Genomic DNA, 25,317 nt, shown 5'->3' with positions numbered 1-25,317 from the left:
TATGAATAAAAAATTAATCGCTTCTTTGTTAATTTCACTTATGTGTATATTTAGCATAAATGCATTTGCTTCTGATACCCAAAGTGGGACAGAAACTCAAACAAAAACTAAAGAGTATCACTCTAAAACTATTGGGCAACTAGTAGTTTCTTTTTTTAATACTACAGGTATTAATGCTTTAATTAATCCAAGTGATGATGTTATGACTTCAGAGCCAAATTCTGCTCATGAAAGACCCATGACATTTTTTGAACAATCATTTGGTAGAATTATAATGTTTATCATTTGTTTTGTACTATTTTATCTAGCAATTGCAAAAGGGTTTGAACCTTTATTACTTCTTCCTATTGCTTTTGGTGGATTATTAGCGAATATTCCTTTGGCCCACATGGGTGGTGAACATGGGATGTTAGGAATTATTTATAATATGGGAATAGCAAATGAATTTTTCCCACTATTGATTTTTATGGGTGTTGGAGCAATGACAGACTTCTCACCACTTTTAGCTAATCCAAAAGCTGCCCTACTTGGTGGTGCCGCACAATTTGGTATTTTTGGATCACTTGTTGGTGCAGTTATGATAGGATTTGACTTACAAACTGCATCTGCTATTTCTATTATTGGTGGAGCTGATGGTCCTACATCAATTTTTATTGCAAATAGACTTGCTCCTGAGATGTTAGGTGCAATTGCTGTTGCTGCATATTCTTATATGGCATTAGTTCCTGTTATTCAACCTCCTATTATGAAAGCTCTTACAACTGATGCTGAGAGAAGAATTAAAATGCCAAAATTAAGAAAAGTACATAAATTAGAAAAACTTTTTTTACCTATTTTGATTTTAATGCTCGCTGTTTTAGTACTTCCAGAATCAACTCCTTTAATTGGTGCATTTGCATTTGGAAATTTCTTAAAACAATCAGGAGTTGTTGAGCGACTTTCCGATACAATGCAAAATTCTTTAATTAATATTGTAACTATCTTCTTAGGTTTAGGAGTTGGTTCAAAATTAGCAGCGGATAAATTTCTAGTGTTAGATACATTAGGGATTATGGTTATTGGATTATTGGCATTTTCTGCAGGTACTGCAGCTGGTGTACTTATGGCTAAACTTATGAATAAATTTAGTTCTGAAGATAATCAAATTAATCCATTAATTGGAGCAGCAGGTGTTAGTGCTGTACCAATGGCAGCGAGAGTTGTTAGTAAAGTTGGTCAGGAATATGACAGATCAAATGTGTTATTGATGCATGCGATGGGTCCAAATGTTGCCGGTGTTATTGGTTCTGCAGTAGCGGCGGGTGTATTATTATCAATATTTTAATTTATTAGGAAAAAAAGAATAATGTCTGATATTAGAAGCCAATTAGGTTTAGAAAACGTTCAAACTGTATATAGAAACAGTGATGTAGATTTATTAATTAATCATGCAGTAAAAAATGAAGGTGCGCAAATATCTTCAACTGGCGCTTTAATGATTGATACTGGTATTTTTACTGGTAGAAGTCCAAAAGATAAATTTTTTGTAAATCAAGATCCTTCAAACAAATATATAGCTTGGGGTGATATAAATAGTGCTGTAACAAAAGATGTTTACGATGATTTATTATTAACTGCAAAAAAGCAGTTAAGCAATAAAGATTTATTTGTTACTGATGTATTTTGTGGTGCTTCTATTGATTCAAGAAGATCAGCTAGATTTATTACAGAAATAGCTTGGCAAGCAAATTTTATACAAAATATGTTTATAATGCCTGACGAATCAGACTTAGATGGGTTCGCTCCTCAATTTACAGTATATAATGCGTGTAAAACAATAGATAAATCATATATGAGCCATGGTCTTCACTCTGAAGTTTTTGTGGTATTTAATGTGGAAGAAAATATTGCAATCATTGGTGGTACTTGGTATGCTGGTGAGATGAAAAAAGGTCTTTTTTCTATGATGAACTATTGGCTTCCTTTAGAGGGAAAATTACCAATGCATTGTTCTGCAAATATTGGCGAAGATGGTGATACAGCTTTATTCTTTGGACTTTCTGGTACTGGGAAAACAACATTATCAACTGACCCTAAAAGAGCTTTAATCGGTGATGATGAGCATGGTTGGGATGATAATGGAGTTTTCAATTTTGAAGGTGGTTGTTATGCTAAAGTTATTAACCTATCTGCAGAACATGAGCCAGAGATTTATGGAGCTATTAAAAAAGGTGCAATATTAGAAAATGTTGTTGCTGATGAAAAAGGTGTTGTAGATTTTACTGATGGAAGTAAAACTGAAAATACAAGAGTTTCTTATCCTTTAAGTCATATCGAAAATCATACACCTGATATGAAGGGTGGACATCCCAAAAATATTATTTTCTTATGCGCTGATGCATTCGGTGTTTTACCTCCTGTTGCAAAACTTACCAAACAACAAGCAATGTACTATTTTCTAAGTGGATATACTGCAAAAGTTGCAGGAACAGAAAGAGGTATTACAGAACCAGTTGCTACTTTTAGTTCATGTTTTGGTGAAGCATTTTTACCTTTAAATCCAACTATTTATGCGGCACTTTTAGGTAAAAAAATTGATGAACATAAAGTAAATGTTTATTTAGTAAATACAGGATGGACTGGTGGTCCTTATGGTATTGGTACAAGAATGAGTATTAAAAATACAAGAGCTTGTATAAATGCTATTTTAGATGGTTCTATCACGCAAAGTGATTTTGAAACACTTCCAGTATTTAATTTAGCTGTTCCAAAAACACTTGATGGTGTTGAAACAAGAGTATTAAATCCTAGACATACTTGGGAAGATACAGAAGCTTATGATGAAATGTCAAAAAAACTTGCAGGAATGTATGTTAAAAATTTCAAAAAATATTTGACATTAGAAAGTGATTATGATTTTACAGCAGCTGGTCCACAATTATAAAAATTTGTAATTTTTATTAAAAAAGGGAGATGACTTTATCATCTCCCTTTTTTTATTTAAGGATAAAATAATGGAATTTAAAAGTATTTTAAAAGATATTGAGAGAAAATGTTCTAAAGTGGCATACTTATGTGCTGTTCATATGATTGATGAGAAGTTTAATAATAAAGATATAGAAAGTATCTCTTTAAAAGATTTTTTTATTGATTATGAGAATTATGAAATTTTTTTAAATGATTATGTAAATGTAATATATAATAAATTTGATTCATCAAAAGAGGAAGTTTATAATGAAATTTGTAGTTTTTTTGAAGAGACGCCTGATAATGAGTATCTTTTTTTATTTAGGTTAAAAAAACTTTCTAGCCAAAATCCATTAAGTTATATGAATATTGAAGATGAAGATACAAGAGCTAGTTCTATATTAAAACTTGAAAATAAGATAAATATAATTGAATCTTCTACATATTATAAAGAAAATGAAAAAGAATTAAGTGAAGATATTATAAAGATAAAAAAATCACTTGAAGTGGTTAAAACAGTAGCAGGGATAAAATAAGTCTCCCTACTACAACTTTTTAGCCCTCTATTTGAATCTCTTCAACAATTTCTAAACCAAAGCCTGTTAGACCTACAAATGAGTGCTTCCCACCACTTGTTAGTAGTTTTATATTTTTGATATCAAACAAGTTAAGTATTTGAGCACCTATTCCATAATCTTTTTTTGATTCTGGATGATTCATAAATTCATTAAGAAAAATTAAAATACCATTCTTTGCTTGTAGGAAATTTATTGTTTTAATCATAGAATTCAATTTATCATCATTTAAAAATAGTTGAATATCTGGAATTACTGAATGAAATTTAACATGTGTTGTATCTTCAAAATCTCCAAATATAATTGCAGTATGTACATTATTTAAATGATCCTTGAATTCTTTTTTTATAACTTCTTTTCCAAAAAAGTTTATATTTGAGGAAGAAACTTCTTCTACTAATATTTCATGTGATAATCTATACTCTACTAGATCAGAGATATAGATTTGTTTTAGATTATGTTTTTGAGCAAAAATATCTAAATCATCTCTTCTTGCCATTGTTCCATCATCTTTCATAATCTCACAAATAACAGCTTCACCATTAAACCCTGCTAGTTTACATAAATCTATAGAACCTTCTGTGTGACCTGTTCTAACAAGAACTCCCCCATCTTTTGCAATTAGAGGAAAAATATGTCCAGGTTTTACTAATTCTTTTGTATTACTTACTGGATTTGCTAATATTTTAATAGTATCATCTCTCTCACCTGCACTAATACCAGTACTTGCACTTGCTGCATCAACTGAAACTGTAAAAGCAGTTTCATAAGATGAAGTATTTGCTGCAACCATTGGATTTAGTTCTAATCTATTTGCTGTATTTTTAGTAATAGATACGCAAACAAGACCTTTCGCATGACTTGCCATAAAATTTACTTTTTGTGGAGTAGATAATGCTGCTGCATAAACTAAATCACCTTCATTTTCTCTATCTTCATCATCTAACATGATTACCATGTTACCTTTTCTTATCTCTTCAATAGCTTCTTGTACTCTTTTAATTGCTGACATTTTAAATCTCTTTTAATTGTTTTTTATATATAAGTGATTATATCAAAATATATAAAAATAAATATTAATTATCTTGACAAAAATGTAAAAATTTACTATAATTCCCATCTCAAAAAATTGGGGTATCGCCAAGCGGTAAGGCCTCGGCTTTTGGTGCCGATATTCGCAGGTTCGAATCCTGCTACCCCATCCAAAATTTTATTGGCGCGGAATAGAGCAGTCCGGTAGCTCGTCGGGCTCATAACCCGAAGGTCGTAGGTTCAAATCCTGCTTCCGCAACCAAAGAATAAAAATAACAAACTAATCAAAACAAATCTAATCTTTAATGTTCAAATGTCCCTTAATATAGTTAATTTCTTTAATAACATAAAAAGAAAATTTAGCAATTGGTAATAAAACTATAGTATTTAATAAACCAATAAAAGAAATAAAAAGCATAAGAAAATCATTGTTCATTTACAATTACATCCTCTACTGAATCATTATCTATAACAATCTTTAAAGAATCATCAACTTCTTTCCATTTATCAAGTGCATATTGATATTTAGTAAAAGGGACTTTCTTAAAAGGATAACTAGACTCTTCTCTCAATTCAAAACCTTTATGAAATTGAACAGCAGAAATTCCAACTAAAGAAACATCAATTTCATGTTGAACACCATCAACTATTACTTGATTATCAAAATAAGTAAATTCTTTAATATCTTTAAAATTCATTTTTAACCTTTCATAATAAATGCTAATTTATAATATGGTGGTAAATTTTTATTTATACCATCTTCACCACTTGAATTGATTGAAAGAGTGTGACTATGATTACCAGCCGAAGCTGTTGAAAAGTTTTTTGCACCAACTGGACCATAAACTTGTGCTATATTGTAGCCTGAACTTCCACTACTGCCACCATAGGTTGTGACACTATGGCTATGATTCCCCGTTGTATTAGTACTACCAGTATGACTATGAGCAATAACAACTGCATTTGCACTTCCACCAGTTTGTCCTATTTCCTCTTCAACTGTAGTTCCATAAATAAATCTATCTTGTAAATTTGGAGTTTCATTATTACCATCACACAAAAACCAACCATTTGGAAGAGTTGCGATACTTCCTGACCACATTGAGATTAAACCTTTTGGAATACCTACAACTAGATTACCCTCACCTAATATAGATTCATTATTAATTGTTTTTAAGGTACCATCAAAAGAACCATCTTTACCATCTTTACCATCAATCCCATCAATCCCATCAGAACCTTTTAGAGATTCTAACCACTCAGTTTCTGTACCAATAAAACCATCATTAACGGCAATTTGATATGCTGATTTACCATCATTTCCATCTATACCATCAATTCCTTTTAGAGATTCTAACCACTCAGCTTCAGTACCAATAAAACCATCATTAACGGCAATTTGATATGCTGATTTACCATTACTTCCATCTATACCATCAGTTCCTTTTAAAGTGGCTTTTTGTTCATCATTAAGTTCTTCAAATATAATTTTGCCATCTTTACCTTTAGTACCTTTTAGAGATTCTAACCACTCAGTTTCTGTACCAATAAAACCATCCTTAACGGCAATTTGATATGCTGATTTACCATCATTTCCTTTTAAAAGTGCTAATTGTGATTGTGAAAACATATCAAAAGTAAAAGGTTTACCATCTTCTCCATCTTTACCATTAAAAGAACCATTATTATATTTACCAACCATTTCATTAATAGTTGTTTCTAAATCTAATAATAAATCAATTTTTTGTTGTTTATTTTCTAAATCTGTTAATAATGATTTTAAATCATCAGAACTAAGACTGGTAAGTGATGTGTCTATTGAAATAAGAAGATTTAAGCAGTCGCCTAACTCTTTGTCTATTTCTTTTAGTTCATCTTTTGTGGTTTCATTTGCTGTTGATTGTTCTTTATATTTATCAACAAGATTAGAGATAGTATCACGGATATTATTTAAAATTTCTATTGATGTAGCCATTTTATACCTTTATATTATTTTGTTATTTATAAAATCTTTTATTTAAAACTTTAGAAATAACAAAGAGCGGTTAAGCTCTTTATTAATTATCCCTCTGAAGTACCTGCGTAAGTTTCACTTCTTTTTACAGTGATCTTAGTTGGAGTTTCTGAAGGAAGTAACTCAAAAGGTTTTGTTGTTCTAAGTGCTGCTGCAATATCATCTACTGAAGCAGTATTTTTAAAATGAATAGAACCTTCATAAGGTCTAATACTCATCATTTGATTTTTAGGACCATTTAAAAATATTGCACTAACTGGATTAGTAGTTGCATTATTAGTATCAACACCAGTAGTATCTGAAAGAGCATCATTAACTTCTTTAACTTCATAGCCACCAGCTAATAAAGCACCTATTGCTGATACATCATCTGCCTCACCAAACATTTGAAAAGGTATAGAAAGACTTTTACCATTTACAGTAACTTTTTGTGTAATTTGAAATTTTTTTGCCATTTTATTTTCCTCACTTATTTTATTTTTTTTAGGTTTATTTTTTGGCTAAATAAATCTGTATTGAAATTATGTAAAAAATAGAAAAGTAAATCAATAGGTAAAAAGTAGAATAAAAATGCCTATTTAAAGGCACTTAGAGAGTTTAAAAATACAATAGTACAAAAATCAATTAAATTTTGTAGCGATTTTTATACTATTTATCTTTTTATTGTTGATTAGAAGATGATTAAAAACTAGATTTTGTATAAGAATATCATTAACAGATTTTTTAATTTTAGGAATTCTAAGAGAATTAAAACCAACATCATTTTTTAGTGTTAAAGTTTTAGAATGAACATAATCTTTATCATCTTTTATAACTCTATTATCTTCATGCACGAATTCTCTTATATCTGTAATTTCACCGTTAATCATAGTCAAAGCAAAATCTCTAGCTTTTTGCCATGAATCGCTATCTAAATTCATAGTATGAGTTTTAGAATTATATTTATATTGTATTTGAAATTTTGGCATATTTTTTATCCTTTCGGGCAAGCCCTCAAATTATTTGTAAAATGTTATTGACGCAATATCAATAATTGGTTCATTGAAAATCATTAATTGTTTTAATTGTTTAATGATGTCCTGGTTAGTCACACTATCTTTAATATTAAAAAATTCAAAGATTTTAGAATAAGTTTTAGATAATGCAATAGCCTTAACAGATTTATGAGAAGTATTATTTTCAATAGTTTGAGGAATATAATTAATATCATATTCTTTTGAAAATACTACTTCTTTTATATTTGATATTACAGCAGTACTAACAGAAGAAAGAAAAGTTAATACATCACTTTTTGTATTTGCTTCTATATAAAAAGTATCTGCCCTACCTTGTGTTAATGTTACATGAAATATTTTAGTCATGACAATTTTGCTCCTTGAGCTTCCAACATCTTAACAGATGCCATTGTATTATTCATAATAACACCCTCAGCAGTTTTGGCAAATTCTGAAAACTGATTAAGTTTTGAATAAAGAACCGACCATGTAGCAGTACCACTTGATTTTACAGTTGTGTTTGTTGCTTTTTCATAGATTCTTTTATCTTCTGTTGTATTTAACCATGTACCAGTCATTGTTTTATGTGTAAATATTGTTATATATTTATTATCGCCATTTTGTTTAAGCCTAATTGCATTTGAGGTATTATTATCAGCTGATTTATGTTGATAACCTCTTATCATAATTTGATTTTGTCTTTCTTGTGACACAACTGTAGTCAAATTATTAGAAGTATTATTTGCCATTGTAGCTATTTGTTGTCTATCAGAAGAAAGAAAAGAGCCAGTAGCACTAACAACATTCCCTAAACCTTTACCAACAAATGGAACAGCACCCAAAGCCCCTGTTATTAATTTTCTTGCTTTTTGTGCAATATATGTAGCTTTTAAAAATGCTATTGTAGCAGTAGCAGTTAATGCAAGTTTAGAAAATGCATATTCAGTAACTGTTATCATAACTGCATTCATTATTCCAAATTGTAAAGTATTAATAGCACCTTCTAATGCTTCTCTTAATATACTATCTTCTTTACCACCTGAAATTTTATTTAAAAGTGGTTCAAAGGCTTGTTTCGTATACCAATATGTATAACCACTCACAGCTTCATCAATAAAATCTTCACTTGTACTACCCGCAATTTGCGAAACTTTACTATTAGCCATTATTTATATCTCCCCAGTTTATTTTTTTTATTTCATCATCTATTTTATTAATAGAATCTTCATCTAAGCTATGCATATTTATAACTTCATCAAGTAAATTACTACCATGATTATTAATTTCATCACTAGCACCCGTAAGAGAATCCAAATGATTACCCCAATCAAATTTATTCATTCTTTCTTCATCTTGTGCCTTTTCTTCATGGTAACGAGCCTTAGCCATTCTTGGAGCTATACGGTTATTACTTGTATCTTTTAAATTTTCAGCACCATTTTTATTAAAGTTATGATATTCATTTTGATTTACATTTGCTTTTACTTTTTCTTGCCTTGGGATTACTGGTTTTCCATTTACATCAACTATATTAGATAATGGTTTTGAGTCATACTCTAATTTATCTATTTGCAAAAAGTTCTTTTGAGTATTAACATTATTATGATAATTTTGAAGTCGATTACCAACTTCTTTATGACCATTTGCCACACTTAAAATATTTGCTAGTAAAGTCATAGCAGAAGTTATACTCTGAGCCATGTTCTGAGTAGCATTTACATGCTCTTTACTAACTAAATTACTTTTATTTAATACTTCTGCTACATTATTCATACTTTTAGAAATCGTATCAGCATTATTTTTCATAGTATTTAGTAAACCGCCACTTACTGTAGAAGTTGGAGCTGTTGGAGCTTCACCAATTCCTGAAATATCATCAAAAAAACTATTATTAAAATCAACAGAACCAAAATTAGAACCTTTTGATTTTACATTAGACATAATGCCTTTAGTAATATTATCTTCTGTTTTATCACCTTTAGAATTGGCAACAATTTCCATTCTATAATCTACACCATCACCCATTATTCCCTCCTAAAATATCAGTATTAATTTTATTCATTATTTCCATTACTTTTTCATTACTATCTTTTATATCATGTAAGCTATCACTAATAGTTGTTAATTTTTCAACCATTTTTTGTAGAAGTTCTTCACATCCCCCGCCTATATTTTCAGCCATTTTTTATCCTTTCTATCTAAAATCTAAATCTATATTTACATTATTATCAACAATTTTATATTTAAACCATCCATGAGAATCTTCAAATTCATTTAAAAAAGGCTTAAGCTTGTCAAATAAATAACTAATTGGACTATTAACTAAATTTTTACCTTCATTAAACATTCGCATAAATGTATCAAGTTTTATTTCTTGAAATTTATTTGATGGTGGTGAATATGGTTCATAATAACTACTATTTTTATACTTCTCAAATTCAATATCATCTTGTGTTTTTTGTTCTGATTCTTTATAAGGAACATCTTTCATTCTGTAATAGTCTTTATTGAAACAATATTCAATACAACAACTAGTTGGTTGTTTAGCATCATAAATTAAACCATTAGCAATTGGTACAAAATTATCACCCGTAACATTTCCAAAAATTGAATTAATAAAACCATCAAGCTCATAAGCTGAAACATTTGATATTGAAATAGGATACTTATTATTTTCAGAACCATTATCAGAACCCTCATATAAAAAAGGACGATTTAAGTCAATTAAAGTTTCACCCAAATTACCAACAAAATTTTGAAAATCCAATTCAGCTTGATTAAGAAGATTTTGAAGATAATTAAGATTTTCCTTTAAATATGGTTTTTGTTGATATTCTCTTGCTGGTAAATTATTTAATGTATTTTGGACAAAATTTCGTCTTTCAATTAACCAAGCGACAGTTTCAACATATTTCATATCTGCATTTTTTAAATAATTAATTGTTTCATCTGAAAGAGTAGTAAAATTCTTACCATCTTTTTGAACTGTAATTAATTCAATCTTCTTTTTATCAAATAACTTTGGATAGCTAGTAGGTGGAGAATGTATATCAGTAGGTACACTATGAGTACCAGGTGGCATAATATATTTTCTATTAGCAGGATCAAAATATTTTGGGTCAGTAAAAAGTGATTTAAAAGCAGGTCTTTCATTTTTTTTAATATATTCACCATTTCCCCAACCACCACTTCCATATGTGGTAGTAAGAGAATGATAACCTGCAGTTACTTGAGAATAAGCACCAGTTCCATATATATCGTAATAACTAGACATAAATTATCCTTGTATCTTACGCATAGATTCATTTTTTAATGAAACAGCAGTATTTGTACTAACAGTATTATTTGGCTTATTAGCTAAATAATTTGCACCAGTTTGAACAAGTTCTAAAACTTTATCATCTTTTTTTGATTCAGTAGAATTAATATAATTTTTAACTAAAGTAATTCCTAAATCTATTAATAAAGATTGCCACATTTTAATATTCCCCCTTTCTTAAGATTTGTGCTAATTCATTTGCTCTATTTGGAGTTTGTTTTGCCCATAAAGAATTAAGCATTTCTTTTGAAGCTTTTTCAAAATCAAAATCATTAATATATTTCAAAGTCTTTTTAAATTTTGAAAATCCCGTAAAACCTAATTGAAAACACATATTTATTAACACTTCTTGCCTAACATCATCTAAAGAATCATAAAAAGGTAATTCTAAAGATAATTTATTATGACATTCAACTATGTCGTTATTCAAAAGATATAAAGCTTCTTTTTTTGTGATACCTCTATCTTCTAAATTCCTACCTACACCAATAGTTAATTTATTTGCAGGGCAAGTATAAACCTTAGTTTGTAATCCCTCATGTTTAATTAACATTCTTTCAGTTCTATCCATTAACATCTTATCTCCTTTAATTTTTTAAGATTTGTTCTAACTGTTTTATAATCTCTTTTGATATGTTTTGAGATTTTAAAAGCATTGATATTTGTTTTTTTATTATTATTTGGTTCACTTTCTCTAATACAAATTAAATCAGAAATTGCGACTATTATCTCATGTTGAATTTTTGTAAGTGGAAGATATAAACTCATGCTATTAACCTTTTTTGGAATTGTTCAAAAGTTAAAATACTTGATGGTTCATTTTCTATTAATGCGAAAGTATGTTGTAGATTATTTGCTAAGTCTTTATTGAATTTATCAAATCCATCTTCTATAATTCCAGTTTTTTCATAGAATACTTTTGCATGGCTCATATAATCTAAGGCTTTTAATCTTGCATTATCAATAATATTTATATCTGTTTTTTCTCGTTGCTCTCTATCTGCTTCAAGTAATATTTCTGTAAGTTCATGTGAATTAAAATCCCCTCTTTTCAATTTTACAAAAGTTGAAATTATGGCTTTAAAAGCATTTTTAACATACTGTACTTCAGGTTTTTTAATATCTTTTACCTTTTGTAATTCATATCCAACATTACCCTCAAATGTTTGAATACTATCCCATACAATAGAAGTATCTGCCCTTTGAAATCTTTTTCTTAATGTTTCAGCTGATAAATATTTAAAAGTACCATTTTTTAATATTTTCATTTGTGTTATTTGTTCTTGTACTTGTGTATTATCTAGATTTTTATGAACAAATCTATTAATACAATAATTCCAAAGATTAGAGATAGATTTAAGAACATTATCAAGAGAATCTAAAAGACCATCATTACCAAGTAAATATTTAAGACTTTCTCTTCTTAATTGAAATTCTAAACGCCATACATTTTTTTTATTATCAAAATCAGGATTATTAGCCCACTTAAGAACCTCTATAAATGCTTTTTGTTTCTTTTGAGTGATTTCTACTGTTTTATTATAAACTCTTAGCATTTCGTCGCCCTTACCTACTGAAAAGCCAGTAAAACGATTACCGAAATAATATTCAGATGAAATATCATTATGAAATATTGTTTTAGTTTTTGAAAGTGTTTTTACTCTATGAAAATCAAAAGTACAAAACTCATAACCTTGTATATCTTTAGCCAAGTGAATTTCACTAACTTTTACATGATAATTTAATAAGAAGTTTTGAATAAGATTTTTAACAGATTGAATTGCTTTTATATAGCCGTATCTACAAAGAAATTCTGCTCTAAACTCTACTTTAATTAAAGGATTATTATGTTTAACTGAATGTTTTAAAAGTGATATTGAAACATCACCATTTTGAATAACTACATTAAAACCACTTTGAGCCGAAGCCATAACACGAAATTTATAACCATGAAATTCATGTGATATAAATCTTTTTTGTGTATCTGCATTTTTTATTTGCATAGCTTCAGATTTTATATCACAGAATAAAGAAACGATTTTATTATAATCTTCAAGTTCCTTTTCATCTGACAAATCAGAAGAATAGAAATGTAGCTTTAATGTATCTACTAAATCATTTAAAACTGTAATTTTTAAATTTCCTAAATGTCCCACTTAGACCCCCTTGTTAATCCAGCAAGGGGACTAACTTTTTTTTCTCTTTTTCTTTTTCGTTCTGCTCTTTTTCTGCATGAAAAATCGTAATATTTTTTGTTACCTGTTAAGACACGCTTACAACCACAAGCACAAAACCGTGACCGATCAGTCACATAAATTTTAATATCAGGATCAGTCACAATATTTTGTTGTGCTGCTAAGTCACTTTTATTTATTTGTACAGTTGTGTCACATTCTTTATAAAAATTAATCATTACTCTTTTTACTTCTTTTGCTAAAACATCACCAATAACAAAAGGTACAGCATTACCTACAAGTTTCTTTTTACCTTTTAATGTAAAAGAATCTAAATTAAAATCTTGTGGTAATCCTTGAAGCTTTAATAGTTCTTTATATGATCTATTATCTGATGCCAAAGCACAAGTATTATTTATATTTTTCATTTGACCCCTTGGAATATTTAAATAAAATTCTTTTTTACAATAAAATTGAATATGTCTTAATCTAGATGTATCAGAGTACCAACCTTGATTAATATCTATTCGTTGATGATAATAACCCTCTATATCTAAATCTGGAACACCTTTTACATTTTCTAAAAGAGCCCAGTCACAAGAACTTTCTAAAACAATTCGTTTAAACTCTTGTAACATTTCTAAAGAGTAATTTTTAGGATTTCGATTAAGTCCTGAAAAGTCTTGACATGGAGGACCACCAACAACACCACCAAATATATTTTTAATAGGTTTAAATTGTCTTATATCTTTTCCCCATTGTATATCACCTGCTGAAACAACACAAAAGCCATTATTTTGGAAAGCTTGGCCTAATAAATCTAGACCACTAAATATTGATAATGTTAAATAATTCACTATTTAAAACCTTATTTTTTATTAAGATAATTAAGATAATTTTCTAGTTGTGAGTCATCAACAGAAAAAAAAGATTCAGGATTATCAGAAGTAAAAACTCTAAAAAAACCATTATTTGATTTATCAATTAATAAAACATTCTCAAAAGAAATAAGAGTAGAACCAACTTCAAAATAATTTTTAGAATCTTTTAAAAGTTCTTTTAAATCTTTCTCAGAAAAATTATGTTTTATTTTTAACTCAAAATATGTATCAATGAGTTTTTTAAATGCTTCATAAACTTCTAATTCTTTTTTTGTCAAAATATATTCCTTTAAATAAACTAATTAAGGCAATTCAAATGATAAATGAATTTAAAAATCAAATTACCAATTTAAAACAGATAACTAAAAAGTTAACACCTGATGAATTAAAAGAGATAAAATCTGAATTAATTCTAGAAATAAATCAATCAACTGATTTAACGGAAAAAGAAAAAATTGAAATACAAAACTTTCTTTTATCGGTTTAGGGGCAAATTCAATCTTCCATTTTTACATTGATTTTCTCTTATGCAAAAACATTAGGATTTAAATTAATTGCGTCCGTTATCCTCAAACAAATTTTACTTTTGATAATTAATCGCCTAGCACATATATTCTTTAAAAAAGAATCAAAACTAGAATCAAAACTTTCAGAAAGTAAATAAAAACAATTAAATTCTACCTTTACAAGTTCGGGCAAGCCCTCACAAAATGACAAAAATAGAATTCAAAGAGACACAAAAGAAAAACATCACATATTAAAAATTCGTAGTAAAAAATAAAATGTTTCTTGTGTGCCTTTTTCAATTCTTAGTAAATAGGCAAAAGCCTAAATACTAAATTCTTGTAAATATTTTAAAAATTGGTTCTAAAACATCATTACCAAACTTATTAACTAAACCAATCCGACCCTCACAAAGGTACATTTTAAATTCTTCTAAAGAATCAAATACATCTTGTTTTACTTCTGTTTCTAATTCTAAACCCATAGTTTCAAGTTTTACGTAATATCTTGTTGGATAACGCATTGGAGAACCATCAACATTAGTTTTTGGTTGATTAGTTGATTTATCAATAATAATAGAACCCTCTTTACTAATTAATTCTTGAATTCTTGCACCTAAAACAATTTTATTTGTTTCTCTTTGTGCTTGTTTTAATTCTAACTCTTTGTTTTGTTGTGCAACTGCTTGTTGCATCATTAACTGAATTTCTGCTTCTTGCTCTTTTGTGAATGCTACTTTAGACATTTGTCTTTCCTTTTTTATTTTTGTTTTAAGGTTTTAACCCTTATATAAAAATTCAAATGAAAATTTATATAAAAATTAATACCAGGATCAGTCACAAAATTTATTATGCTGCCAAGTCACATTTTAATCCTGGTCAGTCACTAAAATTAAAAGATAAATGATTATCAATAACTTCAACTGGTTTTGGTTCTTCTATATAGAAAAAAGTATCATTTAATTTATGTGGGAAAACTTGTTTCATTTTTACTAAATTAAAGCATTGTTCAAATTCTGTATCAAGATTCATATTTAACAATTTAGTTTCAAAATTAACTTGAGTAAAAATATGAGAACAATTAAAAGAAACAAATAAATTTTCTTGATTATAAAATGCTTCAATAGCTTGTTCTTTTGTAATATGTATAAAGCCAGTTCTAAAAACATTGCTCATGTTAAAATCCAAACAATTCAAATAAAGAAGTTAAAACTTTTCTACTGTTTAAACTATCTTTATCACTATATATTTCAGTTGTTGTAACTGAACCATGTGCAAGTACATCTCTTATATTTTCTAGTGGTATACCTAAGTTTTGATATGCGACAGTTCCAACGACATGCCTAAAATCTTGACATCTAAAAGTTTTAGGAATATCTGCTTTCTTTTTGATAGTTTTAAAAAATGTATTTATTGAAGAATAAGGATTTTTAGTTTGTGGATTTATAAATAAAAAATCCTCACCATCATTTGATATAACTTTTAATTCCATCAATTCAAGTCTTAAAAAATCTGTCATTTTATGTTTTTGAGTTTTTTTAGTTTTTGACTTATGAGCGGGAATAATATATAAGTTTGAAATAAAATCAATCTCAGACCAACACAAATTTTGAGCTTCATTCCATCTTCTACCATGAATCATAAGGATCAACATTAATCTTTTTTTTCTATTATCTAAATTTGCACTATGATTAGGGGAACTATGACAATCTATATCAATAATAGTTTGATAGAATCTTATAATTTGCTCTAAAGTTAAAGTCATAGGTACATGATTATCATAGGCTTTAATATCAACATATTGTGCAGGGTTTCCAGTATTTAAATAACCCTCTTTTATACAGAATTTAAAAAATGATTGAATACTTGATTTTAAATTCTCTTGTGTTTTTCTTGCTAGAAGTTTTTTATCATCTATATCGTTTATAAACTTTTGAATATGCGAATATCTAACATCATGTATATTCATTTTTCCAAAGTGTGGTAATATCCATCTTTTAAACCTAGACTTTTTAGTTTTAAGCTCTTGTGTACTCCATTTTTTACCCTCTATATCTATATACTCAAAATATAAAACTTCAATAGAATGCTTATCATGAGTTTTTAAAATTTCTTTATTATAAACAAGTTTAGAAGAATCTTTTTTTGAAATACCTTTTTTTATAAGATTCATTTTTTTTATAGCAGTATTTAAAGAAGAACCTAAAGTAATAGTTTTTTGTTTTCTATCTTTATAATATCTACCAAAATATACTTTTTTATTAGTTTTAGGAGAAATATAATAATATATATTTGGATAACTAGTTGTATAGTTTTTAGGTCTAGTCATTTGATATCCCATTAATTTTAAATTCAAAAATTCTTAAAAGACTTCTAAATTTATAAGCTATTTCTTTTAATAATTTATTTTCATCATGTGATATATTTCCATCTTCTAAAGCTTGAAGAAAATTTGATGATAATTCACCATTAGTCGAAGTGATATTTAATAAAATATGTTCTAATGAAATATTATTGCTTTGAGTTATTGCAGAATCAAGACAAACGAAGTCATATTTTTGGCATAGATTATCTAGTATGATTTTTCTATGTTTTGTATCTAAATTATCTAATATTGAAATTAAATCTATTACTTTTAATTGTTTTAAATCATCATTTGGATTTAAGAATTTTGGTGCTTGTTTTTGCGAACAATTTAAAAACTGATGAAAGTATGTTTTATTAAATCCCAAAGAATCACAAAACTTTTCTATAGAGTAATTAATTGTGTTTAAAAATGTATTAGTCATTTAAAAACTTTACTATTGAAAGTTCATTTGACAATAGAGTTTTAGGAGAAAAATATCTTTTTCCATTGAACCAATTAATACAAATTGTTTTTTTATTTTCATATATGATTTTACATTTATAAGTATTACCTAGTAATGTCTTTACAATGCAGTAAACAAACTTTTTTGAAAATTTGTTATTTTTGTTAATTTTGTTATAATTATCAGTTATAGAGGTTTTATTTTGCATGGATAAACCTTTTTTTATATATTAGATTATGGAATTATAAAACAAAATGAATTATATGTCAAGGGAAATAATTAAAAATGAATTATTTTGATGAAGTCTTTAACAGATTAAAAGAAAAATTAAACATAAAAACAGATAAAGAAATGTACGAATATATGGGAATTATACAAGGTACATTTACCAACTGGAGAAGAAGAGAAAAAATTCCATATAAAGAAATAAATTCAATTTGTATTATTGAAAAATTAGATTTAAATTATATTTTAAATGGAGAAAAATCAGAAAAATTAATAAAAAACATTAATTTTAAAGAAGAAAACCACAAAATAATAGAAGAAGCAGATAATAAAATGAATGAAATTTTTTATCATATATTAAATGCTGAAAGATTAAAAATAAAGGAATAGATTGAAACCTTATAGACCATATTTAACAATACTATATTTAAGTGCATTTTCAGGAATGACTTATATGAGTATAAGAGAAAATGACACATCTATGATGATAATCATAGGAATAATGTATTTTATTTTATGGCTATATTGTTTTATAACTAATTTACTAACAGACTATGTAAAAGAATCTAATAAAATAGTTTGGACTATATCATTAATATTTTTACCACCTACTGCAATATTATTTGATGATATAAAAAGTACATTGAAAATAGAGAAAAAAGAAGAAGAAAAAGAAATTAATTATAATGAAAAGGTTATAAATATATGAAGATAATAATTACTTCAATAATAACAGCAAATATATTATTTAGTTCATCATTAGAAAACTCTTTAATTAATACAGATTTTAAACAAGTAGAAACTAAAAAAATAAAATACTATGTTGTAAGAGAAGAAAGAAGAACAAGAGCAAAAATAGAAACACAAAAAATTGATGAAGATACTATAGTAAAAGGAAGTGCTTTATCAAATAATTTAACTAACTTAGAAACAAGACAAAATAAAATAGATGCACAGCTAAACGAAGAACAAAAAAATAAAAAATATTTAAAACAAAACATAAATGAAATAATTGTATTAAAACATTTAACAATTCCTGAATTGTACAAGGAACATGGATTAAGAGAAAAAATAATAGTAGCTTTTAAAATAGATAAAAATAAAAATATAAGTGAAATAAAATACGAAAAAAAATCAAAATATCCCGAAATAAATAGAAATATAAAAAAAGCAATAATTGATTCAAGATTTGATTTAATTACAAATAATAAAGAAAAAATAACCCTATTCTACGACTTCCAAATATAAATAAATTTGAAAATACCCGTTTTCAATACAGGTAAGTCACAATCAATAAAAACAAATAAATCAATCACAAAACTTATTAAGCAGCTCTGTCACAAATAGATAATTTTTACCTCTTAAAATACCACTTAATGAGTAAAATTATTAAGTTTAAATTAAGTAATAAACAACGATAAAACCTTTATATTTTAAAACCAATAGCGTACTCATAACCCGAAGGTCGTAGGTTCAAATCCTGCTTCCGCAACCAATTATTACTAAAAAAAACTTCTTATTAACTCTTTATTAATTAAAATGTATTATCATCTAAATAAAATATAAAAGAGTATTTAAATGAAAAAAATTGAACAAATTATTCCAACACTTAAACTTATTTATTTTGACTATGATTATAAAAAAAACATTTTTTTAAATGAAGTAGATTATATTAATGAGAATATAAAAAAAGAATTTTTTAAAATTACTTATGTACTTTCAAAAAATAATATAAGATTTGATATTCTCGAAAATAATAATATGATAGTAATTAATAAAAGGTTTTCTATTTTTGATAGAATTAAAAATAAAATAAAAAATAAAATAGAAGATTATAATAATTCAAAAGAAAATATCTATCTATTGAATAATCAAAAGAGAAAATGGGCAAAAAACATTCCTTTATTTGAAATAAAATATTTAAAAAAAGATATAAATCTTACAAAATTTGATGCTTTAGTATTTAGCTCAAAACATGGTGTTATGGGTATTGATAATGTTAATAGTGATTGGAAAAATATCCCTTCTTATGTTATTGGAAAAGAAAGTGCAAAAAAAGTTAAAGAATTAGGTGGATATATTAGTTTAATTGCGAATAAGAGCAATACTTATGAATTTACAAACGAATTGATATATGAATTAAAAAATAAAAAAGTTTTATATATAAGAGGCAATAAAATTACATCAAATATATCAGATGATTTAAATAAAAATGGCATTTTATCAGAAGAAGTGATTATTTATGAAAACAATTATGTAGAACCTTTGATTAAAGAGATTTTGCCAAAAAATTCAAAGATAATATTTTCCTCACCTTCTACTGTAGAATACTTTTTTAAAACCTTTAAATGGCATCATAGCTTTAAGGCAATATCAATTGGAGAAACAACTTTAAAGTATTTTCCTTCTAATATTAAACCAATACTTTCAGAAAAGACTTCGATAAGTTCTTGTATAAAAAAAGCAATACTTTTATAAAATTATTTGAATAGGACAAAATAATATGAAAAAAATATATATTGCTGGATTTGATGTTTTTAAACAAGAATCTATACAAATAGGAGAAAACTACTCTAGCCTTTGTAAAGAGTATGGATATGAAGGATTGTATCCTTTAGATAATGTTGTTGATTTTAATCAAAATAAACAAAAGATAGCACAAGATATTTATAAAGCAAATGTTGAATTAATACATCAATCAGATATTGTTATTGCAAACTTGAATCAATTCCGTGGCAAAGAGGCTGATTCTGGCACAATTTGGGAGTGTGGATATGCAAAGGCTATAGGGAAAGATGTTTATGGCTATATGGAAAACAATCAAAGTTATTTAGATAGCTTTAAAGATGAGGAAAAGAAACTTCTTAATAATGTATATGTTGATAATGCCAATATGATTATTGAAGATTTTGATTATTCTATAAATTTAATGATTGCCTGTAGTGTTAAACAGATTATATCTGGAAATTTCGAAGATGTTTTAAAGTTTATAAATAATAAATAAATATATTTTATTCTTAATAGTTTCATAATAATTATTATTAAAGCATAAATTAATTTAAATTTTATAATAATATATTATTTAAATTAAGGAGAATAAATGAAAATTATTTTGGTACTAGTGCTGTTTTGTTTGGCTTTATTTGCAATTGACATGAATAAAGCTTCTGTTGAGGAATTAAAAACACTAAATGGAATTGGAGCTAAAAAAGCTGAAGCAATCGTTCAATACAGAACTGAACATAAGTGTTTTAAAAACAAAGAAGATCTTTTAAATGTAAAAGGTATAGGGAAAGGACTCTTGCAAAAAAATGAAGGTAAAATCTCATTTTCTACTTGTAAATAATAAAATAGAGTGAATTTTCACTCTATTTCTAAAAAATCACTCATACTTTCTTAAAAAAAGATTAGTTTGTTAATCTTCTGTTAACTAATGGATAATAAAATAATATAATAACAAATTTAAATAAAGTAATAACATGAAAGATATAAAAACACAAATCGATTCACTTAACTTAGCCTACTATGAATTTGACAATGAAAATAAGGTTTTAAAATTTGATTATGATAATGAATACGAATTAGCTAAAAGAGAATTAATAAAAATAACTTACACTTTAACAAAAAATAATATCAAGTTTGATTTTTTACCAAATAAATATATTGTTTTATATAAAAAATTTACTCTACTTCAAAAAATGTCTTTAAATATTTTATTTAAAATAAATAAAGACTATAAAATTTATTTACCATACTTTTAATAGTAAAACAACAAAGTAAACTAACTACTTTGTTGCATCATGAATAGCTTCTTTTGTCGCATCATAGGCATCAGAAGTGTCTTTTTTAACACCATTCCATGTAGCACATCCACTTAATACAACAATAAATGTTACCAATGTGATAAGAGCTAAAAATTTTTTCATTTGTAATCCTTATATTGTAATCTCTTTAATATCTGCGATATTTCTAAAAGCCTGATAAACAAGTCCTATTAGATTTTTTCTATTTGTTTTTATGTTTTCATTTTCATGATTTACAAAAACATTATCGAAAAATTTATCTAATTTTGGCTTTAAAGAAAATAGGGCATCAAGTTCTTCTTCATAAGAATTATATTTTTTATTTATTAACAGAGTATAAGTTTCATATAAATTTTTTTCTTCTTCTTGTTCAAATAAAGATTCATCAACACTTAATAAACTATTTATATTAATATCTTTAATGATATTTGCTACTCTTTTAAAAGTCGTTGATGATTCTTTAAAGTCATCGCTTAATACTATTGGATTAAGAGCACAAATTTTTTGAGAAATTTTATAAATATCCCCTTCTCTACTCCCTAATACTGCTTTTATTACAGATGGGTTTACATCAAATATTTTAAATAATCTTTCATTGAAAAATTCAATTAATTTTTCTTTTTTTAATCCATTGTAAGTATCTAATAAATTATCAATTATATTTGAAAGATTTACTTCAACTTTGTGTTCCATAGCAATTTTTACAATACCAGCTGCTGCTCGTCTTAATCCAAATGGATCTTTTGAACCAGTTGGAATCTTACCAACGCTAAAAAGTCCCATAAGGTTATCAAGTTTATAAGACAAGGCAACTATTGCAGAGAATTTATTTGAAGGTAAATCTGAGTCTTCACCATCAGGTAAATATTGTTCTTTTAAAGCTGTAAAAACTAACTCATCTTCTCCTGCAGCTTTTGCATAGTAATATCCCATAAGTCCTTGTAATTCAGTAAACTCATAAACCATTTCAGACATCAAATCAGCTTTTGAAAGCATCACTGCTTTAGTTAATAACTCTTTTTCTTTTACTTCAAATATTTGGGCTAAATATGAAGCTATTTTTACTTCTCTTTCACATTTTTCATACATAGAACCTAGTCCATCTACGAAAACTAGATTTTTCAAACCTTCATTTGATAATCCATTATTTAAATCATTTTTATAAAAGAACATAGCATCTGATAATCTTGGTCTTAAAACTTTTTCATTTCCAGCAACTATAAAAGAGAAATCTTCTGTTTTAGAGTTTGATACAACAATAAAGTTATTTGATAGTTTTCCATCTTTATAAACTGCAAAGTATCTTTGGTGTTCTTTCATTGAAGTTACAATTACTTCTTCTGGTAACTCTAAAAACTCTTCATCAAAACTACCCAATAGAGCTGTTGGATATTCTGTTATTGCAACAATCTCTTCTAATAATTCAGGATCTATATCTATTTTTAGATTGTTTTGTGATTCTATATCTTTCATTTGATTTAATATAATCTTTTTTCTATCTTCTGGATATAAAATTACTCCATTTTTATCTAACTTACAAAAGTAATCTCCTGCAAAATCAAAGCTAAATGCTTCATAAGAGACCATTCTATGAGCGAAAGATTTATTTGAACTTTTTACACCATAAATTTCACCCTCAACTATTTCTTCCCCTAACATCATTATTAGACTTCGTATAGGTCTTATAAAACTATCCGTTCTACTAGCCCATCTCATAGATTTTCCAAAATCAAGTGCATTAATAAATTCATTTATCATTTCATTTAATAAATCTTTTGAATCTTTTCCTTTCTCTTCTTTTTTAAAGTATAAAACTTCATCTTTTCCATTATTAATTGTTTTAATATCATCTACTTCTATTCCACATTTTTTTGCAAAACCAATTGCTGCACCTGTTGGTTTTCCATCTTTATAAGCAATTGCAATAGGAGCTCCGTATTGTTCAACAGTTGTATCTTCTTGCGTTAAATTAAATTCTCTATGCCAAAGAACCAACCTTCTTGGAGTATAAAAAAAGTCAAAATCAGTTGATAGTTTAAATTTTTCTAAAATATCACTCCATTTTTTTTCAATATTTGGTAACTCTTTTAAAAATGGTATAGCAGGTAGTTCTTCAACACCTATTTCAATTAATAATGGTTTATTCATTTTTCTCTTTTTCCCTTTTCTCGATTTCTTCTAATTTTTTTGTATGTTTTGCAATTTGTTGTTTATTGAAGCCTCTAATAAATCCAAAAACTATTATTACAAAAGCTATAATAACTATTATATCAAGTATATCTTTCATGTTTATCCTAACAAATTTTTATATATTGCACCATCAATTTTATTCATGGCTACTATTTCAAGTTCATCATTAGATTCAATTATTGTTAATATTTTAGAATCAAACATATAATTTTCAGCAATATCTTGAATAGTTTTATCTAGAGGTTTATTACATATAATATACTTAGCATGTAAAGCATTTGCATAAAGTGCTTCTTTTAATGTATGAACAATAACTCCTGTAAACAAGTTATTTTCATAAGAATATTTTAGATAATTTTCATTAAAATCAAATAAAATAGTAGAATTTGCTTTTGTATTTGTTATATTTTCAAGTTTATTTATAAATGAAGTCTCTTCATATGGTACTAAAGCATCGCCAAGTATTATCATTGTAGACACTCCTTTGAACAGTAGTATTTCCCATTACTTAATATGGCTTCTTTTTTTGAGACATAAGTTTTGCAAGTGGGACACTCTTCCATTATATCTGAGATAGATTCTTCTCTTTTTGTCTTTTTATTGCCGATTTCACTCTCTCTTCTTTTTTTAAAAAATAGAATATAAACAATAAATAAAATAATAAGTACTGCTAATGCTTTAAATACCATTACTTGTTTCCTTTATTTATATATAAGTAATTTCTTTTTTCATCTTTTTTGATTATTTCATAGTTATGTATTTTTGCTTCTTCAAGTTCTGATTCAAGCATACTACCTTTATAAAATAAATAAGATGTATTTTCACTTGAAATATCTTTTGTTAAGTCTAATAATAAAGAAGTATTCGTAACTGCTCTTGAAGTGATTAAATCAACTTTAATATCTTTTACATACTCTACTCTATTGCATAATATCTCTACATTATCCAATTTTAGTGAGTTTTTAATAAAATTTAAAAAAGCAACTCTTTTTGCTCTAGGTTCTATTAAATAAAATTTAATATTAGGTCTTGCCATTGCTAAAATAAGCCCAGGATAACCAGCTCCTGTTCCTATATCTGCAACAGTTTTATACTCTTTTATAAATTTTAAAACATAAATAGAATCATATATATTCTTTTCTATTTTCTCATCTTCTAATTCAGCTGAAAGATTATGTACTTTGCCCCAATGCTGTAAAGTCTTTTTAAACTCTTCACATTTTGGTAAAAAATCTTCTTCTAAATTTAACTCTTTTAAATTATTTATTTTCACTATAGCAAATGCCCCATTTCTTCTTTTTTGACTTTTAAATAGCCTTTATTATTCTCATTTTCTCCCACAACTACGGGAATTCTTTTTACAATTTCTATATTAGCTAAACTTTCAATTTTATGCGGATTATTTGTTATTAAATTTATTTTTTTGATATTAAATTTATTTAAAATATATTCTACTATTTCATAAGTTCTTTCATCAGCTTGAAAACCTAATTGATGATTTGCTTCGATTGTATTAAATCCTTTATCTTGTAGGGCATAAGCATTTACTTTATTAAGTAAACCTATATTTCTTCCTTCTTGTCTTAAGTATATAACCATACCACTATTTTTATTTATATAATCTAATGAGAAATTTAATTGGGCTTGGCAATCACACTTTAATGAGCCAATTGCATCTCCTGTTAAGCATTCTGAATGTACTCTTACATTTACAACATCACCTAAATTTTTTGAAAAAATTACTAAATGTTCTTTGTGATGTTCTTTAAAAGATTGTATTTGAAAATTACCATGTGTTGTTGGTAAATTTGCAATATTTGATTCTTCTATATTCATATCTTTTTAAACCT

General features: G+C 26.6%; 39 protein-coding genes and 2 tRNA genes. 13 read left to right on the top strand and 28 right to left on the bottom strand.

Annotated elements, in window-relative coordinates; all coding sequences use genetic code 11:
* Position 1: 1 nt before the first annotated feature.
* The 3 genes from CRU95_RS00930 to CRU95_RS00920 all read left to right on the top strand — a co-directional run bounded on the left by CRU95_RS00930 (position 2) and on the right by CRU95_RS00920 (position 3,482).
* Entirely contained in the window at positions 2–1,324 is a 1,323-nt protein-coding gene (locus CRU95_RS00930) for a sodium ion-translocating decarboxylase subunit beta (protein WP_129099273.1), read from the top strand.
* Between the two features lie 21 nt (positions 1,325–1,345).
* Complete coding sequence (gene pckA / locus CRU95_RS00925; RefSeq protein ID WP_129099272.1) at positions 1,346–2,923, top strand: phosphoenolpyruvate carboxykinase (ATP); 1,578 nt, start codon at positions 1,346–1,348, stop codon at positions 2,921–2,923.
* 70 nt (positions 2,924–2,993) lie between these two features.
* Positions 2,994–3,482 (top strand): hypothetical protein, encoded by a 489-nt coding sequence (locus tag CRU95_RS00920; protein WP_129099271.1) that lies wholly within the window; start codon positions 2,994–2,996, stop codon positions 3,480–3,482.
* Between the two features lie 19 nt (positions 3,483–3,501).
* On the opposite strand, the gene CRU95_RS00915 is transcribed toward CRU95_RS00920, so the two are convergent.
* Positions 3,502–4,533, bottom strand: a complete 1,032-nt coding sequence (locus CRU95_RS00915) for a bifunctional 3,4-dihydroxy-2-butanone 4-phosphate synthase/GTP cyclohydrolase II (RefSeq protein WP_129099270.1) — start codon at positions 4,531–4,533, stop codon at positions 3,502–3,504.
* Between the two features lie 118 nt (positions 4,534–4,651).
* Between CRU95_RS00915 and CRU95_RS00910 the strand changes: the two genes are divergently transcribed.
* Together CRU95_RS00910 and CRU95_RS00905 are read left to right on the top strand one after the other, a co-directional pair.
* Positions 4,652–4,726 (top strand) — tRNA-Gln (locus CRU95_RS00910).
* A gap of 12 nt (positions 4,727–4,738) precedes the next feature.
* Positions 4,739–4,815: transfer RNA gene (locus CRU95_RS00905), tRNA-Met, on the top strand.
* Between the two features lie 163 nt (positions 4,816–4,978).
* Here CRU95_RS00905 and CRU95_RS00900 read toward each other — a convergent pair.
* The 15 genes from CRU95_RS00900 to CRU95_RS00825 form a co-directional block, all read right to left on the bottom strand.
* On the bottom strand, positions 4,979–5,251 hold the full coding sequence (locus tag CRU95_RS00900; RefSeq protein WP_129099269.1) for a hypothetical protein: 273 nt from the start codon (positions 5,249–5,251) through the stop codon (positions 4,979–4,981).
* Between the two features lie 2 nt (positions 5,252–5,253).
* On the bottom strand, positions 5,254–6,528 hold the full coding sequence (locus CRU95_RS16750; protein WP_258238578.1) for a hypothetical protein: 1,275 nt from the start codon (positions 6,526–6,528) through the stop codon (positions 5,254–5,256).
* An 86-nt stretch (positions 6,529–6,614) separates the two neighbouring features.
* The gene (locus CRU95_RS00880; protein WP_129099268.1) at positions 6,615–7,022 is read right to left on the bottom strand and encodes a hypothetical protein; all 408 of its coding nucleotides are present in this window, start codon (positions 7,020–7,022) and stop codon (positions 6,615–6,617) included.
* Between the two features lie 165 nt (positions 7,023–7,187).
* Positions 7,188–7,535, bottom strand: a complete 348-nt coding sequence (locus CRU95_RS00875; RefSeq protein WP_129099267.1) for a hypothetical protein — start codon at positions 7,533–7,535, stop codon at positions 7,188–7,190.
* A 30-nt stretch (positions 7,536–7,565) separates the two neighbouring features.
* Positions 7,566–7,928 carry a hypothetical protein gene (locus CRU95_RS00870; RefSeq protein WP_129099266.1) on the bottom strand — a complete coding sequence of 121 codons (363 nt, stop codon included), beginning with the start codon at positions 7,926–7,928 and terminating at the stop codon, positions 7,566–7,568.
* Entirely contained in the window at positions 7,925–8,728 is an 804-nt protein-coding gene (locus CRU95_RS00865) for a hypothetical protein (protein ID WP_129099265.1), read from the bottom strand. The genes CRU95_RS00870 and CRU95_RS00865 overlap by 4 nt, the downstream gene beginning before the upstream one ends.
* A complete protein-coding gene (locus tag CRU95_RS00860; RefSeq protein WP_129099264.1) occupies positions 8,721–9,587 on the bottom strand; it encodes a hypothetical protein in 867 nt (288 codons plus the stop codon). The genes CRU95_RS00865 and CRU95_RS00860 overlap by 8 nt, the downstream gene beginning before the upstream one ends.
* Entirely contained in the window at positions 9,580–9,744 is a 165-nt protein-coding gene (locus CRU95_RS16545) for a hypothetical protein (RefSeq protein WP_164969694.1), read from the bottom strand. Before CRU95_RS16545 ends, CRU95_RS00860 begins: the two co-directional genes overlap by 8 nt.
* 12 nt (positions 9,745–9,756) lie before the next feature.
* On the bottom strand, positions 9,757–10,836 hold the full coding sequence (locus CRU95_RS00855; protein ID WP_129099263.1) for a hypothetical protein: 1,080 nt from the start codon (positions 10,834–10,836) through the stop codon (positions 9,757–9,759).
* A gap of 3 nt (positions 10,837–10,839) precedes the next feature.
* Positions 10,840–11,040: a hypothetical protein gene (locus tag CRU95_RS00850; RefSeq protein ID WP_129099262.1), complete on the bottom strand. Its 201-nt coding sequence runs from the start codon at positions 11,038–11,040 to the stop codon at positions 10,840–10,842.
* A gap of 1 nt (position 11,041) precedes the next feature.
* Positions 11,042–11,458, bottom strand: coding sequence for a glycoside hydrolase family protein (locus CRU95_RS00845; RefSeq protein WP_013135496.1), 417 nt, complete (start codon positions 11,456–11,458; stop codon positions 11,042–11,044).
* Positions 11,452–11,649 carry a hypothetical protein gene (locus tag CRU95_RS00840; protein ID WP_129099261.1) on the bottom strand — a complete coding sequence of 66 codons (198 nt, stop codon included), beginning with the start codon at positions 11,647–11,649 and terminating at the stop codon, positions 11,452–11,454. The genes CRU95_RS00845 and CRU95_RS00840 overlap by 7 nt, the downstream gene beginning before the upstream one ends.
* Complete coding sequence (locus CRU95_RS00835) at positions 11,646–13,037, bottom strand: hypothetical protein (RefSeq protein ID WP_129099260.1); 1,392 nt, start codon at positions 13,035–13,037, stop codon at positions 11,646–11,648. Before CRU95_RS00835 ends, CRU95_RS00840 begins: the two co-directional genes overlap by 4 nt.
* Entirely contained in the window at positions 13,025–13,912 is an 888-nt protein-coding gene (locus CRU95_RS00830; RefSeq protein WP_164969693.1) for a DNA cytosine methyltransferase, read from the bottom strand. The genes CRU95_RS00835 and CRU95_RS00830 overlap by 13 nt, the downstream gene beginning before the upstream one ends.
* An 11-nt stretch (positions 13,913–13,923) precedes the next feature.
* Entirely contained in the window at positions 13,924–14,214 is a 291-nt protein-coding gene (locus CRU95_RS00825; protein ID WP_129099258.1) for a hypothetical protein, read from the bottom strand.
* A gap of 38 nt (positions 14,215–14,252) precedes the next feature.
* Here CRU95_RS00825 and CRU95_RS16540 point away from each other — a divergent pair, with 38 nt between their 5' ends.
* Entirely contained in the window at positions 14,253–14,423 is a 171-nt protein-coding gene (locus CRU95_RS16540; protein WP_164969692.1) for a hypothetical protein, read from the top strand.
* Positions 14,424–14,771: 348 nt separating this feature from the next.
* On the opposite strand, the gene CRU95_RS00820 is transcribed toward CRU95_RS16540, so the two are convergent.
* The 5 genes from CRU95_RS00820 to CRU95_RS00800 all read right to left on the bottom strand — a co-directional run bounded on the left by CRU95_RS00820 (position 14,772) and on the right by CRU95_RS00800 (position 17,457).
* Positions 14,772–15,185, bottom strand: a complete 414-nt coding sequence (locus tag CRU95_RS00820; protein WP_129099257.1) for a hypothetical protein — start codon at positions 15,183–15,185, stop codon at positions 14,772–14,774.
* Positions 15,186–15,318: 133 nt separating this feature from the next.
* Positions 15,319–15,615 (bottom strand): hypothetical protein, encoded by a 297-nt coding sequence (locus CRU95_RS00815; RefSeq protein WP_129099256.1) that lies wholly within the window; start codon positions 15,613–15,615, stop codon positions 15,319–15,321.
* A 1-nt stretch (position 15,616) separates the two neighbouring features.
* Positions 15,617–16,768, bottom strand: a complete 1,152-nt coding sequence (locus tag CRU95_RS00810) for a tyrosine-type recombinase/integrase (protein ID WP_164969691.1) — start codon at positions 16,766–16,768, stop codon at positions 15,617–15,619.
* Positions 16,761–17,228 (bottom strand): phage regulatory CII family protein, encoded by a 468-nt coding sequence (locus tag CRU95_RS00805; protein ID WP_129099254.1) that lies wholly within the window; start codon positions 17,226–17,228, stop codon positions 16,761–16,763. Before CRU95_RS00805 ends, CRU95_RS00810 begins: the two co-directional genes overlap by 8 nt.
* The gene (locus CRU95_RS00800) at positions 17,221–17,457 is read right to left on the bottom strand and encodes a hypothetical protein (RefSeq protein ID WP_129099253.1); all 237 of its coding nucleotides are present in this window, start codon (positions 17,455–17,457) and stop codon (positions 17,221–17,223) included. The genes CRU95_RS00805 and CRU95_RS00800 overlap by 8 nt, the downstream gene beginning before the upstream one ends.
* Before the next feature lie 77 nt (positions 17,458–17,534).
* On the opposite strand from CRU95_RS00800, the gene CRU95_RS00795 reads away from it, so the two are divergent.
* From CRU95_RS00795 to CRU95_RS00765, 7 genes are all read left to right on the top strand, one after another.
* On the top strand, positions 17,535–17,864 hold the full coding sequence (locus CRU95_RS00795) for a helix-turn-helix domain-containing protein (protein ID WP_129099252.1): 330 nt from the start codon (positions 17,535–17,537) through the stop codon (positions 17,862–17,864).
* Position 17,865: 1 nt separating this feature from the next.
* The gene (locus CRU95_RS00790) at positions 17,866–18,183 is read left to right on the top strand and encodes a hypothetical protein (RefSeq protein ID WP_129099251.1); all 318 of its coding nucleotides are present in this window, start codon (positions 17,866–17,868) and stop codon (positions 18,181–18,183) included.
* The gene (locus tag CRU95_RS00785; protein ID WP_129099250.1) at positions 18,180–18,722 is read left to right on the top strand and encodes a hypothetical protein; all 543 of its coding nucleotides are present in this window, start codon (positions 18,180–18,182) and stop codon (positions 18,720–18,722) included. Before CRU95_RS00790 ends, CRU95_RS00785 begins: the two co-directional genes overlap by 4 nt.
* Positions 18,723–19,052: 330 nt before the next feature.
* Positions 19,053–19,952, top strand: a complete 900-nt coding sequence (locus CRU95_RS00780; RefSeq protein WP_129099249.1) for a uroporphyrinogen-III synthase — start codon at positions 19,053–19,055, stop codon at positions 19,950–19,952.
* Between the two features lie 25 nt (positions 19,953–19,977).
* On the top strand, positions 19,978–20,478 hold the full coding sequence (locus CRU95_RS00775; RefSeq protein ID WP_129099248.1) for a nucleoside 2-deoxyribosyltransferase: 501 nt from the start codon (positions 19,978–19,980) through the stop codon (positions 20,476–20,478).
* A gap of 96 nt (positions 20,479–20,574) precedes the next feature.
* Complete coding sequence (locus CRU95_RS00770) at positions 20,575–20,820, top strand: ComEA family DNA-binding protein (protein WP_129099247.1); 246 nt, start codon at positions 20,575–20,577, stop codon at positions 20,818–20,820.
* 133 nt (positions 20,821–20,953) lie between these two features.
* The gene (locus CRU95_RS00765; RefSeq protein WP_129099246.1) at positions 20,954–21,235 is read left to right on the top strand and encodes a hypothetical protein; all 282 of its coding nucleotides are present in this window, start codon (positions 20,954–20,956) and stop codon (positions 21,233–21,235) included.
* A 24-nt stretch (positions 21,236–21,259) separates the two neighbouring features.
* On the opposite strand, the gene CRU95_RS00760 is transcribed toward CRU95_RS00765, so the two are convergent.
* Genes CRU95_RS00760 through ribA form a run of 7 tightly spaced genes read right to left on the bottom strand, consistent with a single transcriptional unit; the run spans position 21,260 to position 25,303 of the window.
* Positions 21,260–21,400, bottom strand: coding sequence for an entericidin EcnAB (locus tag CRU95_RS00760; RefSeq protein WP_129099245.1), 141 nt, complete (start codon positions 21,398–21,400; stop codon positions 21,260–21,262).
* A gap of 9 nt (positions 21,401–21,409) precedes the next feature.
* Positions 21,410–23,425, bottom strand: coding sequence for a glycine--tRNA ligase subunit beta (gene glyS / locus CRU95_RS00755; protein ID WP_129099244.1), 2,016 nt, complete (start codon positions 23,423–23,425; stop codon positions 21,410–21,412).
* Entirely contained in the window at positions 23,418–23,564 is a 147-nt protein-coding gene (locus CRU95_RS16535) for a hypothetical protein (protein ID WP_013135477.1), read from the bottom strand. Before CRU95_RS16535 ends, glyS begins: the two co-directional genes overlap by 8 nt.
* Before the next feature lie 2 nt (positions 23,565–23,566).
* A complete protein-coding gene (locus CRU95_RS00750; protein WP_129099243.1) occupies positions 23,567–23,938 on the bottom strand; it encodes a hypothetical protein in 372 nt (123 codons plus the stop codon).
* Positions 23,935–24,156 carry a PP0621 family protein gene (locus CRU95_RS00745; RefSeq protein ID WP_129099242.1) on the bottom strand — a complete coding sequence of 74 codons (222 nt, stop codon included), beginning with the start codon at positions 24,154–24,156 and terminating at the stop codon, positions 23,935–23,937. Before CRU95_RS00745 ends, CRU95_RS00750 begins: the two co-directional genes overlap by 4 nt.
* Positions 24,156–24,740 carry a 16S rRNA (guanine(527)-N(7))-methyltransferase RsmG gene (gene rsmG / locus CRU95_RS00740; RefSeq protein ID WP_129099241.1) on the bottom strand — a complete coding sequence of 195 codons (585 nt, stop codon included), beginning with the start codon at positions 24,738–24,740 and terminating at the stop codon, positions 24,156–24,158. Before rsmG ends, CRU95_RS00745 begins: the two co-directional genes overlap by 1 nt.
* Positions 24,740–25,303 (bottom strand): GTP cyclohydrolase II, encoded by a 564-nt coding sequence (gene ribA, locus CRU95_RS00735; protein ID WP_129099240.1) that lies wholly within the window; start codon positions 25,301–25,303, stop codon positions 24,740–24,742. Before ribA ends, rsmG begins: the two co-directional genes overlap by 1 nt.
* Between the last annotated feature and the right edge of the window lie 14 nt (positions 25,304–25,317).

It is taken from the genome of Arcobacter sp. F2176 (assembly GCF_004116465.1).
Classification (GTDB): Bacteria; Campylobacterota; Campylobacteria; order Campylobacterales; family Arcobacteraceae; genus Arcobacter; species Arcobacter siniprincipis.
Note: the sequence above shows the minus strand (reverse complement) of the source record. Positions and strands in the feature narration are given on the sequence as shown.

Bases quoted from the DNA above. Each gene is read 5' to 3' on its own strand.
- CRU95_RS00930 (WP_129099273.1), top strand. From the start codon at position 2: ATGAATAAAAAATTAATCGCTTCTTTGTTAATTTCACTTATGTGTATA.
- pckA (WP_129099272.1), top strand. From the start codon at position 1,346: ATGTCTGATATTAGAAGCCAATTAGGTTTAGAAAACGTTCAAACTGTA.
- CRU95_RS00920 (WP_129099271.1), top strand. From the start codon at position 2,994: ATGGAATTTAAAAGTATTTTAAAAGATATTGAGAGAAAATGTTCTAAA.
- CRU95_RS00915 (WP_129099270.1), bottom strand. From the start codon at position 4,533: ATGTCAGCAATTAAAAGAGTACAAGAAGCTATTGAAGAGATAAGAAAA.
- CRU95_RS00900 (WP_129099269.1), bottom strand. From the start codon at position 5,251: ATGAATTTTAAAGATATTAAAGAATTTACTTATTTTGATAATCAAGTA.
- CRU95_RS16750 (WP_258238578.1), bottom strand. From the start codon at position 6,528: ATGGCTACATCAATAGAAATTTTAAATAATATCCGTGATACTATCTCT.
- CRU95_RS00880 (WP_129099268.1), bottom strand. From the start codon at position 7,022: ATGGCAAAAAAATTTCAAATTACACAAAAAGTTACTGTAAATGGTAAA.
- CRU95_RS00875 (WP_129099267.1), bottom strand. From the start codon at position 7,535: ATGCCAAAATTTCAAATACAATATAAATATAATTCTAAAACTCATACT.
- CRU95_RS00870 (WP_129099266.1), bottom strand. From the start codon at position 7,928: ATGACTAAAATATTTCATGTAACATTAACACAAGGTAGGGCAGATACT.
- CRU95_RS00865 (WP_129099265.1), bottom strand. From the start codon at position 8,728: ATGGCTAATAGTAAAGTTTCGCAAATTGCGGGTAGTACAAGTGAAGAT.
- CRU95_RS00860 (WP_129099264.1), bottom strand. From the start codon at position 9,587: ATGGGTGATGGTGTAGATTATAGAATGGAAATTGTTGCCAATTCTAAA.
- CRU95_RS16545 (WP_164969694.1), bottom strand. From the start codon at position 9,744: ATGGCTGAAAATATAGGCGGGGGATGTGAAGAACTTCTACAAAAAATG.
- CRU95_RS00855 (WP_129099263.1), bottom strand. From the start codon at position 10,836: ATGTCTAGTTATTACGATATATATGGAACTGGTGCTTATTCTCAAGTA.
- CRU95_RS00850 (WP_129099262.1), bottom strand. From the start codon at position 11,040: ATGTGGCAATCTTTATTAATAGATTTAGGAATTACTTTAGTTAAAAAT.
- CRU95_RS00845 (WP_013135496.1), bottom strand. From the start codon at position 11,458: ATGTTAATGGATAGAACTGAAAGAATGTTAATTAAACATGAGGGATTA.
- CRU95_RS00840 (WP_129099261.1), bottom strand. From the start codon at position 11,649: ATGAGTTTATATCTTCCACTTACAAAAATTCAACATGAGATAATAGTC.
- CRU95_RS16540 (WP_164969692.1), top strand. From the start codon at position 14,253: ATGATAAATGAATTTAAAAATCAAATTACCAATTTAAAACAGATAACT.
- CRU95_RS00820 (WP_129099257.1), bottom strand. From the start codon at position 15,185: ATGTCTAAAGTAGCATTCACAAAAGAGCAAGAAGCAGAAATTCAGTTA.
- CRU95_RS00815 (WP_129099256.1), bottom strand. From the start codon at position 15,615: ATGAGCAATGTTTTTAGAACTGGCTTTATACATATTACAAAAGAACAA.
- CRU95_RS00810 (WP_164969691.1), bottom strand. From the start codon at position 16,768: ATGACTAGACCTAAAAACTATACAACTAGTTATCCAAATATATATTAT.
- CRU95_RS00805 (WP_129099254.1), bottom strand. From the start codon at position 17,228: ATGACTAATACATTTTTAAACACAATTAATTACTCTATAGAAAAGTTT.
- CRU95_RS00800 (WP_129099253.1), bottom strand. From the start codon at position 17,457: ATGCAAAATAAAACCTCTATAACTGATAATTATAACAAAATTAACAAA.
- CRU95_RS00795 (WP_129099252.1), top strand. From the start codon at position 17,535: ATGAATTATTTTGATGAAGTCTTTAACAGATTAAAAGAAAAATTAAAC.
- CRU95_RS00785 (WP_129099250.1), top strand. From the start codon at position 18,180: ATGAAGATAATAATTACTTCAATAATAACAGCAAATATATTATTTAGT.
- CRU95_RS00780 (WP_129099249.1), top strand. From the start codon at position 19,053: ATGAAAAAAATTGAACAAATTATTCCAACACTTAAACTTATTTATTTT.
- CRU95_RS00775 (WP_129099248.1), top strand. From the start codon at position 19,978: ATGAAAAAAATATATATTGCTGGATTTGATGTTTTTAAACAAGAATCT.
- CRU95_RS00770 (WP_129099247.1), top strand. From the start codon at position 20,575: ATGAAAATTATTTTGGTACTAGTGCTGTTTTGTTTGGCTTTATTTGCA.
- CRU95_RS00765 (WP_129099246.1), top strand. From the start codon at position 20,954: ATGAAAGATATAAAAACACAAATCGATTCACTTAACTTAGCCTACTAT.
- CRU95_RS00760 (WP_129099245.1), bottom strand. From the start codon at position 21,400: ATGAAAAAATTTTTAGCTCTTATCACATTGGTAACATTTATTGTTGTA.
- glyS (WP_129099244.1), bottom strand. From the start codon at position 23,425: ATGAATAAACCATTATTAATTGAAATAGGTGTTGAAGAACTACCTGCT.
- CRU95_RS16535 (WP_013135477.1), bottom strand. From the start codon at position 23,564: ATGAAAGATATACTTGATATAATAGTTATTATAGCTTTTGTAATAATA.
- CRU95_RS00750 (WP_129099243.1), bottom strand. From the start codon at position 23,938: ATGATAATACTTGGCGATGCTTTAGTACCATATGAAGAGACTTCATTT.
- CRU95_RS00745 (WP_129099242.1), bottom strand. From the start codon at position 24,156: ATGGTATTTAAAGCATTAGCAGTACTTATTATTTTATTTATTGTTTAT.
- ribA (WP_129099240.1), bottom strand. From the start codon at position 25,303: ATGAATATAGAAGAATCAAATATTGCAAATTTACCAACAACACATGGT.